Origin of the sequence: Sphingomonas alpina (genome assembly GCF_014490665.1) — a bacterium.
GTDB classification, from domain to species: Bacteria; Pseudomonadota; Alphaproteobacteria; order Sphingomonadales; family Sphingomonadaceae; genus Sphingomonas; species Sphingomonas alpina.
The window spans coordinates 4,764,500-4,777,926 of the sequence record NZ_CP061038.1 but is presented as its reverse complement, the minus strand read 5'-3'; the positions used below and the strand labels follow the sequence as shown (position 1 = coordinate 4,777,926).

Here is a 13,427-nt window from a genome sequence, read left to right as displayed (position 1 = left end):
GCGTCCGCGCAACAGCCGCGTGATGCCGATCAACCTTCCCGACCGCGGATCGCCCCGCTTGATCGACTTTAATGCGCGGATTCCGCCGTGATGCTCTGAGCTTACACCTTCGGGGGAATGCGTGAGTGGCTGGTAGTTGTTTCGCCGAACGATTGGGCGACATGGTGATTCTGACCCCGGCCGAGCATCGGGCGCTCGAGCGACTGGAAGAGCGGGAGCGCCCGCTGCGCCGTGGCGGCGCGCTGATCCGCGAAAATGATCGCACCACCGAGATGTTCGTGTTGCGCAGGGGCACGATGATGAGCTCGGTCCTGCTCGACGATGGCAGCCGCCAGATCCTGCGCTTCCTGTTTCCCGGCGACATGCTGGCGGTGTCGAGCCTGGTGTATCGCGAATCGCCCGAGACGATCACCGCACTGACCGATTGCGTGGTATGCCCGTTCGAGCGATCGGCAATGGCGAGTCTGATCCGCGATCATCCGCGGCTGGCCGCGCTGATCATGGTCTATAACCAGATCGAGCGCGCGGCGCTGACCGACCGGCTTGCGGCACTGGGGCGCACATCGGCCAAGGCACGAGTCGCAGCGATCCTGATCGAGATGCGCAACCGTTTGCGCATGATGGACAAGGAGATCGGCGCCAGCTTCACCCTTGGACTGACTCAGGAAGAGATTGGCGACGCGACCGGCCTGACCGCGGTTCATGTCAACCGCATGCTGCGCCAGCTCGAAGAAGACGGTTTGATCGCGCGCGAGGCCGGACGAGTGACCTTCCACAACGAGCGGGCGCTGGCGCGGGCGGCGAATTATGTCGACCGTTATGCCGGGCTCGACCTGAGCTGGCTGCCGTCCGCGTCCTGACGTGGCCCGCATTGGGCTGGCTGTTCCTGGCTGTTATTTCGGAAAAACTTTTTTGCTGGCTGTTATTTCAGGCTGATCACGCAATTTATGGTGCTTCTTCAGAAGCTTGTGCCAAATCCGGTGGTCATCGATAACAGCCAGGTATCAGCCAGCATAACAGCCAGCTATCAGCCAGGAACAGCCAGCGACGCTGGCTGTTTGCGCAACCCATGGCGCAGGGATGGGCTTTTTCGACACATTGATGATGAGAAAGAGCGAGTCGAAGGCCGGGTGGCGCTTCGTCCGCTATTTCGCTGTCACAACTGAGTTTTGTGTTGAATCAGGATCGATGCAACGCCTGAACCCGCGCTCAGGCCTTTTCCAGCGTGCATTGCAGCGGGTGCTGGTTCTGCCGGGCGAATTCGGTGACCTGCGCGACCTTCGTCTCGGCCACTTCGTAGCTGAAGGTGCCGCACACGCCGACGCCCTTTTGATGGACGTGGAGCATCACGCGCGTTGCAGCCTCCATGTCCATGCGGAAGAAGCGCTGCAGCACCAGCACGACGAACTCCATCGGCGTGTAATCGTCGTTGAGCAGCAGCACGCGGTACGGGGTCGGCTGCTTGGTGCGCGTCCGGGTGCGGGTGGCGATGCCGAGGCCAGTGCCTTCGTCGTCACCGCCCGTGCCCTCGTCGGGCCCTTGGGCCATCGCCTTGATGTTGAGCTGTTCGATCATGAAGTTCGAAAATATGGCATGACATGCGCCAAGGGCAAGGGGTGGCGGCAAGGAGAATGGATAACAGCCCCGATACCATGGCTTTGCAAACAGCCACGACCGGGACATTCCCGAGAGCGGGACATCAAGATCCAGGCCCGGAACGCTAATCGAAGACTTTCGCCACCTCTTCGACGTCGAGGTCGCCACGCCTCAGTGCCAGAGCGCCACGCACGCCGTTGATCATGAAGGCCAGCAGGACGAAGTTGATGACGATGCCGGCAATGCCGGTCATCGTAACGAGCTTCATGACCATCTCGATGATGAGCAACAGTGCTGCGACCCCGCCCCATATGACCCCTTTGCCGGCGCGCAACCGGAAGCCGGCGACGGTGAAGACCACGGTTTCGCTCGCCACGCCGGCAATGCCCCCAACCAGCCCTTCCACAGGTCCGTTATACATCGCGACAAGCATCGCCATGCCGACGACGGTGAGTCCTGCCGCGATGAAACAGGCAAAGCCGCCATTTTGCGCGGCGCCCTCTGCGCCGTCCTGCGTCGTCAGATCGGTATTCCAGAAAGCCATTGCAATTCCCCCTTCGCCCCATAGAGCGGATTTCTAGCACAACGCCGGGCCGCGTCGAGGAATCAACAAAGCTGAGGCCGCGCAAACGAAAAGGGCGGCCCCTTGCGGGACCGCCCTTTCCTGATTGGTTCGATTGCAGCGATTAAGCGGCGATCTTGACCTTCTCGACGGCGACGGCGACGCGGTTCGAGATCGGCTGAGCGACCTCGCCGGCCAGCTTCAGCACGGCTTCGGTGTTCTTCGAGGTCTGCGCGACGATCGCATCGAACGACGAGCGGACATAGTCGCTGTGCAGCTTGAAGAAATCGGTCGGCGACTTGACGGTCGACAGGCTCTTCAGCGCGGCGGTCGCGCCTTCGAACTGCTTGCGGCTGTACTCAGCGGCGTCCTGGCCGAGCGTCTCGAAGCCCTTGGCTGCGATCTTGCCCGATTCGACCAGAGCTTCGATGTTGCCCTTGCTGAACTCGTTGATTTCCTCGAACGCCTTGGTGCTCTTTTCCACAGCGGCCTTGGCGCGGTCGTTCGCATCGGCGAACAGGGTCTTTGCCTTGTCGGCAGCGGTCTTCAGCGTAGCTTCCATGACAGTCACTTCCTTCTGGATGACGGCCTTCGCCTTGGCGACGACCGGCTTGATTGCGGTGGGCACAGCCAGCTTGGCTGCAGGCTTGATCTTGATCGGGGCAGACTTGACGGCCGCCTTGGCGACGACCTTCTTCTTGGCCACCGGCTTGCGCTTGGCGGCGGTAACGGGCTTGGCCGCAGCCTTGGCGACCGTCTTCACGGGCGCCGGCTTGGCTTCAACCTTGGGCGCGGGCGCTGCTTCGACCTTGGCGGTCGGCGCTGCGGCCGGAGCCGGATCGGCCTTGGGCGCAGGCGCTGCTGCTGCCGTCACGGCAGGAGCGGAAACCGGCGCGACGACCGGCGCGGGCGCCTTGATGGTCGTGTCAGTGTTAGGCGACTTGCTGGCCAAAACGGCCTCCTTACATTCGTTGCTGCACTGCAATATAATTGCTGCGCCGCCAAAAGCAAGGATTTTTGTTGCAACGCAACATAACAGTCACGTAACGATGTAGAAACAGTTATAACAAGGACTTAGCGGGTCCTTACATAGGTCCCGGGCGCGTCTTCGAGCGCCTTGAGTTTGCCCTTGCCCGGCTGGCGCGCGGTCCTTGCCGCGACGGTCGTCGAGTCCTGATCCTGCAGCCAGCCAAGCCAGTCCGGCCACCAGCTCCCCTTGGTCTCGTTCGCCCCGGCAACGAATTCGGCCAGCGTCTTCACTGGCATCGGATTGAGCCAATATTGATATTTGTGCAGCGAGGGCGGGTTGACCACCCCGGCGATATGGCCCGACCCGGCGAGCACGAATTTGATCGGCCCGGCGAAATGATGAGTGATGTTCCACACGCTCTCCGCCGGCGCGATATGATCCTCGCGCCCGGCCTGAATATAGGCTGGGGTCTTTACCCTGGTCAGGTCGATCGGCGTGCCGCCGGCCTGCAGCGCGCCGGGTTTGGCGAGCAGATTGTCGCGGTACAGATCGGTCAGATAGCTGAGATGCCATTTGCTCGGCAAATTGGTCGTGTCGCCGTTCCAGTGGAGCAGATCGAACGGCGCATAATCCTGGCCGAGGAGGTAATTGTTGGTGACATAGTTCCAGATCAGGTCGCGCCCGCGCAGCAGGTTGAAGGTCAGCGCCATATAGCGGCCGTCGAGAAAGCCGTCGGGGGACATCTTGGCGATCGAGGCGAGCTGATCGTCATCGACGAAATGAAGCAGCTCGCCGGCATTGGCGAAGTCGATCTGGGCGGTGAAGAAGGTCGCGCTCTTCACTTTCTCCGCTTCTCCGCGCGCCGCGAGGATGGCGAGCGTCGCGGCAAGCGTGGTGCCGGCGACGCAATAGCCGATCGCATGGACCGCATCGACCTTCAGCGCATCGCGAATCGTGTCGATCGCATCGATCTGGGCGGCGATATAATCGTCCCACAGCACGTCCTTCATGCTCGCATCGGCCGACTTCCACGACACCATGAACACGGTGATGCCCTGATCGACCGCCCAGCGGATGAAGCTTTTCTCCGGCGTCAGGTCGAGAATGTAGAAACGGTTGATCCAGGGCGGGAAGATCACCAGCGGCACGGCGAGCACAGTCTCGGTGGTCGGCGTGTACTGGATCAGTTCGTAGAGCGGGGTGCGGTGCACCACCTTGCCGGGGGTCGTGGCAAGGTTGCGACCGACCTCGAACGCATTCGGATCGGTGTGGGTGAGTTGCCCCTTGCCGATATCGGCGAGCATGTTCTGCAGGCCTTTCAGCAGATTCTCGCCGCCCGTCTCGATCGTCTTTTCGAGCACCTGCGGATTGGTCGCGGGAAAATTGGACGGGCTCATCGCATCGAGGAAACCGCGCGCGGCGAAGCGCAATTGCTCCTTCTGCTTCGCATCCACGCCCTGCAGGGCATCGACATTCTGCAGCAGATGGTCGGAGATCAGGAAATAACTCTGGCGGATCCAGTCGAACATCGGATTGTCGCGCCACGCCGCGTCCTTGAAGCGCTTGTCGCGCGCCTGTTCGGGTTTTTCCTCGACCGCCGGCGCATGCGCCGGATCGACGAAGCGCTGCCACAGGGTGAGACTGTCGGTCCAGAAGGATTGGGCGCGCTCGAGCGTTGCCGGATCGTTGAACCCGGGGATCACCGGCAGGCCGCTCGATTCGGGCGGTGCGATCGCGCCGAGCCCCTGTTCGAGCATCATCTGCTGCGCCCGGCCGATCACCCAGGTCCAGTGCTGGATCTCCTCCAGGCTGGGCAAGGTCGGCATGGGCGTGTCGGGCTTGGCCATATATAATCTCCTGAAGCCACCCTAGCCTGAGCCTTCATTCCCGCGAAAGCGGGAATGAAGCATCTGTTTCTGATCCGCCGCGAAAGCGGGATTCCCGCTTTCGCGGGAATGACGTATGGAGGCCACTCCCTCCAACCGGAATCTCATGCCATGTCCGACGATTTCTACCGCATCCGCCGCCTGCCGCCCTATGTCATCGCCGAAGTGAACGCGATGCGGGCCGAGGCGCGAGCGGGCGGCGAGGACATCATCGATCTCGGCATGGGCAATCCCGATCTGCCGCCGCCGCCGCATGTGATCGAGAAATTGTGCGAGGTCGCGCGCAAGCCCGATGCGCATGGCTATTCGGCCTCCAAGGGCATACCCGGGCTGCGCAAGGCGCAGAGCGGCTATTACAAGCGCCGCTTCGGCGTCGACCTGAACCCCGATACCGAGGTCGTCGTGACGCTCGGGTCCAAGGAAGGCCTCGCCAATCTCGCCCAGGCGATCACCGCGCCGGGCGATGTCGTGCTTGCGCCCAATCCGAGCTATCCGATCCACACCTTCGGCTTCATCATCGCCGGCGCGACGATCCGCAGCGTGCCGACCACGCCCGACGAGCAGTATTTCGAAGCGCTGGAGCGGGCGATGGCATTCACCGTGCCGCGCCCGAGCGTGCTGGTGATGGGCTATCCGTCGAACCCGACCGCCGAAGTGGTCGATCTTGCTTTCTACGAACGCGTCGTCGCCTTCGCCAAGGAGCACAAGCTCTGGGTGCTGTCCGACCTGGCCTATTCCGAGCTTTATTATGACGGCCAGCCGACCCCATCCATCCTGCAGGTGCCGGGTGCAAAGGATGTCGCGGTCGAATTCACTTCGCTGTCGAAGACCTATTCGATGGCCGGGTGGCGGATCGGCTTTGCGGTCGGCAACCCGACGCTGATCGCCGCGCTGACGCGCGTGAAATCCTATCTCGATTACGGCGCCTTCACCCCGATCCAGGCGGCCGCGGTCGCCGCGATCAACGGGCCGCAGGACATCGTCGAGCAGAACCGCAAGCTGTACCAGCATCGCCGCGACGTGCTGGTCGAAAGCTTCGGCCGCGCCGGATGGGACATCCCCTCGCCGCGCGCATCGATGTTCGCCTGGGCGCCGCTGCCGCCGGCGCTCGCGCATCTCGGCAGCCTCGAATTCTCCAAGCAACTGCTCACCCATGCCAAGGTCGCAGTCGCGCCGGGCGTCGGTTACGGCGAAAATGGCGAGGGTTTCGTGCGCATCGCGATGGTCGAGAATGAGCAAAGGCTGCGCCAGGCGGCGCGCAACGTGAAAAAATATCTGCAGAGCATGGGCGTGAATACGCCGGCGCGCTCGGCCTGACGGGGCGGTTTGCCGACACTGGATTGACGCGCCCCCCGGGGCGCGTCATCGAGGCGCCATGACCGACAGAATCGCCACCAAGCTCGCCGAACTCGGCCTCACTTTACCCGAGGCCGCGGCACCGATCGCTTCCTATGTTCCGGCCGTCGAAGCCGGCGGGCTGCTCCATATCTCGGGCCAGCTGCCGTTCAAGGACGGCGTGGTGATGACCGGGCGGATCGGCGAGGACAAGGATCTGGCCTATGGCCAGGAGGCAGCGCAGCGCTGCGGGCTGATGCTGGTCGCGCAGATGAAGCGCGCGCTGGGCGAACTGCACCGGGTAGAGCGGATCGTGAAGCTCGGCGTATTCATCAATTCGGCGGGCGATTTCACCGACCAGCCTTTGGTCGCCAATGGCGCGTCCGACCTGATGGAGGCGCTGTTCGGCGACGCCGGCAAGCACGCGCGCAGCGCGGTCGGCGTACCGGCCCTGCCGCGCGGCGCAGCAGTGGAGATCGACGCGATCGTCAAGATCGCGGGGTAAGCGCGGCCGAACTCGCGGCCGGGAGCGTGTCCAGCCATTGCTGCGCATCGATCAGGCGCCTCGCCGCGGTGTGCCGGACGGCTTCCTCCAGCATGGCGCGGTTTTTGAAGCTCCCCAATACCAATACCCGCTTGTTCGGATTGGCCGCCACCGTTCGCCGGACGCAATCGGCCATATGGCGGTCCCATTGCCCCTGCACGATCGCATAGGAGGGGCCGACCAGCCCGAGCTGTAGTGCTTGCAGCCCACCGGCGAGCGCGGCGGTCGTGGCATCCTGCACCTGGCCCGCACTGCCCCAGTACGACAACAGGCTGTCTTCCATGGCCGTCTCCAGCCTGGCGAGTGCCGCTGCGCCTTCCGGATCCCGCTGGCGCATCGCCGCGAATGCCGCACCGGCACCGGACGAGAGCGCTTTGAACGTCTCGCCGCCCGGCTCCATCGCGACGGTTTGGGCGTTCAGGCTGGTTAGAAGCGGCCAGATGACCGCCGGATATTCGGGACGTCCCGGCGTTTCCTTCTTCCCGGACAGTTCGTCGGGCCGCACTTCAAGCACCAGTATGTCGGGCCGGAATGCCAGGATTGCCGAACGCAGGTCCGCATAGCCGAATCCCGGCTCCCGAGGATGCAGGTCGTGCAGCGCGCCGATGACCAGCACGGCGTTGGATGCGGGCCTGGTGGCTTTTGGCGCGGACGATGCCGGCACCGCGAGCAGCAAGGCGGCCGCAGCCACAAGAGAGAGGAAGCGCATCGATTGGGTCCCGTCCTGTCATGAGAGCGAGACCTTTGCGAGGCGAAATCGGGGGGATCGAGCGCATCCCTGTGAGCGGGATCGCCGCGTCGCCCGGCGGGAGTCAGACCGGGAAATGCGCCGCCAGATTGTCGCGATAGCGCCGGCTGAGGCGCAACGACGTACCATTGTGAAAAACGACGCTGGCATCCCCGCGCCCGAGGCCGCGCACTTCACGCACACGATCGAGGCGCACGATGGTGCTGCGATGGATTCTCGCAAACTCGCCCGGCGGCAATTCCTCGGCAAGGCTCGAGAGCGATCGGTCGATCAGCCGGTGGCTGCCATTGGCATGGACTTCGGCATAGTCACCGGCTGCGGCGATCCAGTCGATTTCCCGGTACGGGGTGAGCCGCGAGATGCCGCCCGCACGACTCCACAATCCCTCCACAGGTGCGGTGGGAACCGCAAGATCATGACTTTCCGGGCCGCGGGCTCGACGGCCGCCCGGCCTGCGAAAATGATCCAGCGCCACCAATGCGAGATAGGCAAAAACAGCCTTGTCCAGATTGGCGAGCAGAACCGGCCGCGCCATTTCGACGGGCGAGAGGCCGGTACCGTATACCGGCCAGTAGAGGACAACGAAAACCAGCATGTGCGCTGCAACGAACGCCGGCAGGCACAGCAGATGATATGCAATACGTGAAACCAGGGCAGGCCTTTGCGCGATCCACGCCGCCGCCTTCAGCACGACGGGGGTGAGCGCCCCCCAGACCGAAAAGACCGCGACGCTATAGCCGAGCGATGACCACCAATCCTGGGCCTGACCATGGTAAAGTGCGAAAATCTGCCCCTGAAGCGCACTGGCCAGGGCCAGCACCGCCCATATCGAGGCGCCGATCGTCACCGGCATTGCGTGGCGCGCCCACAGCCGGCCGGCGGTCGATGCAGCCAAGGGCGATCCGCCCGGGGATGTGTGCGCCGATGTTGCCCCCGTCGATGATATTCGCGCCAAATTCCCGCTCCTCGCCATCGACACGGCCATACACGCTCGCGCCCGCCGCATCTAAACCCGAAACAAACCCAGATCCCACCTTGGAGCGACCGGCCCCCGCCTCTACCTTAGGGACAATGACCGCCGTCACCGCCCGAATCGCTCACGGCGTCGCCGCCATCGCGCCCGCCGACTGGGATGCGTGTGCCGGGACCGGCAATCCTTTTCTCAGCCACGCCTTTTTGTCGATCCTCGAGGATTCAGGCAGCGCCACCGCGCAGGCCGGATGGCAGCCGATCCCGATCGTGGTCGACGCTGCGGACGGCGCACCCGGCGCGATCGCGCCCGCCTATGCCAAGAGCCACAGCCAGGGCGAATATGTCTTCGACCATGGCTGGGCCGATGCGTGGGAGCGCGCCGGCGGCCAATATTATCCCAAGCTGCAGGTCGCAGTGCCCTTCACCCCCGTGCCCGGCCCACGCCTGTTGCTGCGCGATGCCGCGCTGGCCGCGCCGCTGATCGCCGCGATCGAGGCGGTGACCGACCAGCATGGTCTGTCGTCGGCGCACGCCACCTTCATCGACCCCGACCAGCTGCCGTTGTTCGAAGCGGCCGGCTGGCTGATCCGTGCGGGGACGCAATTCCACTGGCGCAACCAGGGTTATGCCGGGTTCGACGATTTTCTCGGCTGCCTCGCCAGCCGCAAGCGCAAGGCGATCCGCAAGGAGCGCGCCGCCGCGGTCGAGGGGCTGACGATCCGCCATTTGACCGGCGCCGAGATCAGCGAGGCCGATTGGGACGCCTTCTGGATCTTCTATCAGGATACCGGATCCCGCAAATGGGGGCGCCCCTATCTGACACGGCAGTTCTTTTCGCTGCTCGGGCAACGTATGGCGGACAGCGTATTGCTGATCCTCGCCGAGCGGGACGGCGCACCGATCGCGGGCGCGCTCAACCTGATCGGCGCGGACACGCTTTATGGCCGGTATTGGGGCTGTATCGAGGAAGTGCCCTTCCTGCATTTCGAGCTTTGTTACTACCAGGCGATCGACGCCGCGATCGCGCGCGGCCTGGCGACGGTCGAAGCGGGCGCGCAGGGCGAGCATAAGCTGGCGCGCGGCTATGTTCCGGTCACCACCTGGTCGGCGCATTATATTCCGGACCCGAATTTCCGCCGCGCGATCGAAACATTCCTGGAGCGTGAGCGCGAGGCGGTCGAATCGGATCAGGAATATCTCGGCGCGCTGACACCGTTCAAAAAAGACGTAGAGTCGTTTTTCGAGTAAGCCGGTACCGGCCCGCTCCCCCAACCGGCCACCCAACGGCAGTGTATTCTATGGGTGGCCGGGTGGGGGAGCGGGCCGGTGCCGGCTTACATATCAAAAAGGCACCCGCCGGACATATTTCGGATAGAGTTCGGAATCCGGCACATCCGGCCCGGGCTTCGAATGGTCGACCTTGTACAATACGCTCGATCCGTCACGCCACACCTCGATCAGCCCGGCATTGAATTTGGGGTCGTATACGGGCGGCTGGATCAGCCACACATAATCGAACGCGTCGCGCGGAAAACGCGCCAATGAGCGGATCAGCGGACGCCAGAATTCGCGCGGGCATTGCGCGCTGGTCACGACCTGCGACGGATCATGGGCGAAATTGAGCGCCCTGGTATATTTGGTGGTCAGCAGCTGCGCGCCCGGCATCGACCATTGATCATTGGTATAGGCGAGCCGCCGTTCCAGTGCGATCGCCGGCATATGTTCGAGCCGCGACATCAGCCATTTGTTGCCGCATTCTTCGCCGATGAAGCTGACCAGCCGCGCGCCGACGGGCACGTGATTAAGCGCCGCCAGCTCGCGATCATAGCGCTGATCGAACATCCAGTAGCTGACCGTGCCCGCACCCATTCGCACCAGAAAGAAAGCGCAGCCCAGCACCGCAAGGAACGCAGTGCCGCGGATCGACAGGCCCGGGCGGGGGCGCAGCGAGATCAGCGCGATCGCGAGCAGGAACGGCGCGAGGCGCATATCGGCATAGGCGGAACCGAACACGATGCGCGGCAGGATGATGAACACGGCAGCCAGGAACAAAGCCGACAGCCCCAGATTGCGCGAATATTCGATCGCCGGGTCGCGAAAGCCCTTGAACAGGATGAGATAGAGCACCGCGGTCGAGGCGATGTCGAAGAATTGCCACCGGTCCTTCAGCACCATGGTCAGCCAGCCGACCTTGGCGCGCCAGTTGAACCAGTCGCCGGTCTGGCCGGTGACGTGATTGCCCGTGCGCCAGGCGACCATCAACACCATCGGCAGGGCGAGCGGCACGCAGGCAAGCCCGGCGCGCACCCAGGCAAGGCCCCAGTGCCGCCACCCCTTGCCGCGGATCGCGTCATGCTGGCGGATCATCTCCGACGAGAAGGCGAGCACGCCGAGCACGCCCCAGCCAAAGGTGTGGCACAACCACAGCGCGCAGGAGAGCGGCACGAAGATGATGGCGCGCAGCCGCAAATGCCCAAGCCGGGCAAGCCGCAGCCACAGCGCGAAGGCGTTCAGCGCGATCGCCATTGCCAGCGCAAAATTGACGAAGCCGAACTGGAACGGGAAACTATACGCCAGCGGCAGCGCGAACAGGGCGGTCGCCGGGATGCGGCCATGCACCTCGCGTGCGATCCATAACAGGCCGAGCACGGTCAGCGCCGGGATGGCGATGACGATCAGCTTGACCGACAGCTCAAGCCCGAAGATCGGCGTCAGCGGGACGACCAGCAGATCGACACCGAGATTACCGATCAGCGACCATTTGAAATCATACCAGTCACTCAGCCAGGGATAGCTCCCGATATCGAGCTGGACCCGGTAGCGGCCCATATGGCCGGGCAGGTCGACCAGCGGTGGAATGTCGGGCTTCAACAGCGGAATGATCGAGACGAGCACCATCAACGCCACGAACCAGCGTGTCTGCCACCAGTGCAGCCTGTCGGTGTCCCCCTGCATGATCACGCCTTACCGCGAGGAATGCGAAGCAAACAAGCGCGGTTCGACTACAAACAGGCTCAATCCACTGCTATTCTGGCCGATCGGTCGCATCCAGGGCGGAATTCGGCCCTGTCGCAGCTGTGCCAGCAGGTGCCGGCGGTCGCCGGTCACCCCCGCGCCAAGCTCGACGAAGCTGTCGGAACACAGCGCGACATAACGAATCCGCCACGTTCCCGCGATCGACCGGGCCTGATCGGGCGTGCCGAGAAAGAAGCGATAGACCGCCAGATTGCCCTTGTTGTTGCGATGATAGGGGGCGCCGAGCACCGTCAGCCGGGACGAGGCCAGCGCATAAGCGCCGAGGTCGAGCGGCGCGATCAGCCTCCCTTCGGCGAGCGCCCCGATTTCGGCGAGCGCCTCGGGCGAGGTGCAGCCGCCGCCGGCCTGCACCGCGGGCGACGCCGGTGCCGATACTTCGGGCTGCGGGATGAACGCGGTCGCGGCGAGCGGGTACAGCATGCCTGCCGACCCCAGCCAAGCCGCCGTCAGCCAGGCCGATCCGCGTCGCCGCGCGGCTGCGATCACCGCCGCCAGCGCGGGCGCGGCGAGGATCGCGCCGGCATAAGCGCCGCGCAGCTGCGCCATGCTGAGCGCCAGCGCGGCGATCTGAAAGGCGAGCAGCACCGACCAATAGCCGTCGCGCGTCGAGTGCCAGCGCCACAGGCTCGCGGCGATCCCCGCGACCATCAGCCCGGCATAGCCGATCGCGACCTCAGGACGGGCGGCAAACAGGGACTGCGCCTCGCCGACATTATCGAGCCAGAGCCGGGCGAGCAGCGGATCGACCCCGCCATAGGGCGAGAGACAGGCCGGTGCGACCAGCCACAGGCCCCAGGCAGCGGCGACTGCAAGCGCAACGGCAAGGCCGGCACGAACATCGCGGCGCGCGCTGGCATAACCGGCGATCGAGAGCACGATCGGCGCGAATGCGGCAAACTGGCTTGCGCGCCACACCGTCGCGGTAAAGCCATCGCAGGCGGCGAAATCGAACTGCTCGGTCTTGAGCACGGTATTGGCGGCCAGCAATCCCGCGGCGAGCGCGATGCCGAAACCCATCAGCGCGTCATCCGCACCACGCCGGCCCCATGCCCAGCCGACAACCAGCACGATGCCCGCGACCGCCAGCAACGGCAGCGTCTCGAGACCGATCGCGATGCTGAGCGCCGCCGCCAGTCCGGCAGTCAGGCCGCGCGACATGTCGGACACGTGAACCAGCGCATGGACGACGATGAGCAGCAGTACGATCTGCAGCCCATGATGGTCGATGCGTCCGGGCAGGAAGATCGTCGTTGCGGGATAGGCGATCGCCGCCACGATCAAGGCGGTACGGGCGATCTCCGCCCCGCCGAGCGCCCGGGCGATTCGGGCGATCAGCAGCAGCGCCATGGCCAGCAGCAGCGCCGGCCAGGCGATCACTGCGGCGATCTCGGCCGCGTGCCGCCCGACGAACGGGGTCAGGCCGGCAATCAGGCCGCCCGGCACCAGGTCGGGCAGCCGCGACCAGTGCATGGCAACACCCGGCGGAAACCCCAGGCGATGCTGGGCGAGATCGGAAAAACGCTGCCCGCCGAGCCAGTCGCGAATCTGCTGCAAGCGCATGACATCATCGGTGTCGGGCAGCCGCAGTGCCGACAATTGGTGCCAGTCGCGCCAGGACCAGGCGGCGGCAAGCAGGAACGCAAGCACGAACGCGGCCAGCGCGTCGCCCTTTATCCCCCGCTGATCCCCATAGTCCATGTCCTGCCATTAGGCGGGCGACAGTTAAATTGCGGTTCCCGATCTTGCTCTCACACCTCCCCGGCAAGCCCGGGGAGGAT

Annotated in this window: 12 protein-coding genes; 4 read left to right on the top strand and 8 right to left on the bottom strand. The window is 64.4% G+C overall.

Going from position 1 to position 13,427, the window contains the following annotated elements; genetic code table 11:
• Positions 1-161: 161 nt before the first annotated feature.
• Positions 162-860, top strand: coding sequence for a Crp/Fnr family transcriptional regulator (locus H3Z74_RS22530; protein ID WP_187761710.1), 699 nt, complete (start codon positions 162-164; stop codon positions 858-860).
• Between the two features lie 349 nt (positions 861-1,209).
• Here H3Z74_RS22530 and clpS read toward each other — a convergent pair whose 3' ends face one another.
• The 4 genes from clpS to H3Z74_RS22510 form a co-directional block, all read right to left on the bottom strand.
• Positions 1,210-1,548, bottom strand: coding sequence for an ATP-dependent Clp protease adapter ClpS (gene clpS, locus H3Z74_RS22525; protein ID WP_187764482.1), 339 nt, complete (start codon positions 1,546-1,548; stop codon positions 1,210-1,212).
• A 172-nt stretch (positions 1,549-1,720) separates the two neighbouring features.
• Complete coding sequence (locus H3Z74_RS22520) at positions 1,721-2,140, bottom strand: hypothetical protein (RefSeq protein WP_187761709.1); 420 nt, start codon at positions 2,138-2,140, stop codon at positions 1,721-1,723.
• A gap of 142 nt (positions 2,141-2,282) precedes the next feature.
• A complete protein-coding gene (locus tag H3Z74_RS22515) occupies positions 2,283-3,143 on the bottom strand; it encodes a phasin family protein (RefSeq protein ID WP_229726740.1) in 861 nt (286 codons plus the stop codon).
• A gap of 89 nt (positions 3,144-3,232) precedes the next feature.
• Positions 3,233-4,975, bottom strand: a complete 1,743-nt coding sequence (locus tag H3Z74_RS22510) for a PHA/PHB synthase family protein (RefSeq protein WP_187761708.1) — start codon at positions 4,973-4,975, stop codon at positions 3,233-3,235.
• Positions 4,976-5,125: 150 nt separating this feature from the next.
• On the opposite strand from H3Z74_RS22510, the gene H3Z74_RS22505 reads away from it, so the two are divergent.
• A complete protein-coding gene (locus H3Z74_RS22505; RefSeq protein ID WP_187761707.1) occupies positions 5,126-6,331 on the top strand; it encodes an LL-diaminopimelate aminotransferase in 1,206 nt (401 codons plus the stop codon).
• A 58-nt stretch (positions 6,332-6,389) separates the two neighbouring features.
• Positions 6,390-6,854 (top strand): RidA family protein, encoded by a 465-nt coding sequence (locus H3Z74_RS22500; RefSeq protein ID WP_187761706.1) that lies wholly within the window; start codon positions 6,390-6,392, stop codon positions 6,852-6,854.
• Here the strand turns inward: H3Z74_RS22500 and H3Z74_RS22495 are convergent.
• Together H3Z74_RS22495 and H3Z74_RS22490 are read right to left on the bottom strand one after the other, a co-directional pair.
• Complete coding sequence (locus H3Z74_RS22495) at positions 6,838-7,569, bottom strand: hypothetical protein (RefSeq protein WP_187761705.1); 732 nt, start codon at positions 7,567-7,569, stop codon at positions 6,838-6,840. The two genes, H3Z74_RS22500 and H3Z74_RS22495, sit on opposite strands and share 17 nt — an antisense overlap.
• A gap of 136 nt (positions 7,570-7,705) precedes the next feature.
• The gene (locus tag H3Z74_RS22490; protein WP_187761704.1) at positions 7,706-8,536 is read right to left on the bottom strand and encodes a LytTR family DNA-binding domain-containing protein; all 831 of its coding nucleotides are present in this window, start codon (positions 8,534-8,536) and stop codon (positions 7,706-7,708) included.
• A 176-nt stretch (positions 8,537-8,712) separates the two neighbouring features.
• On the opposite strand from H3Z74_RS22490, the gene H3Z74_RS22485 reads away from it, so the two are divergent.
• The gene (locus tag H3Z74_RS22485) at positions 8,713-9,861 is read left to right on the top strand and encodes a GNAT family N-acetyltransferase (protein WP_187761703.1); all 1,149 of its coding nucleotides are present in this window, start codon (positions 8,713-8,715) and stop codon (positions 9,859-9,861) included.
• A 93-nt stretch (positions 9,862-9,954) separates the two neighbouring features.
• On the opposite strand, the gene H3Z74_RS22480 is transcribed toward H3Z74_RS22485, so the two are convergent.
• Entirely contained in the window at positions 9,955-11,568 is a 1,614-nt protein-coding gene (locus H3Z74_RS22480; RefSeq protein WP_187761702.1) for a hypothetical protein, read from the bottom strand.
• 9 nt (positions 11,569-11,577) lie between these two features.
• A complete protein-coding gene (locus tag H3Z74_RS22475; RefSeq protein ID WP_187761701.1) occupies positions 11,578-13,347 on the bottom strand; it encodes a hypothetical protein in 1,770 nt (589 codons plus the stop codon).
• Positions 13,348-13,427 lie beyond the last annotated feature (80 nt).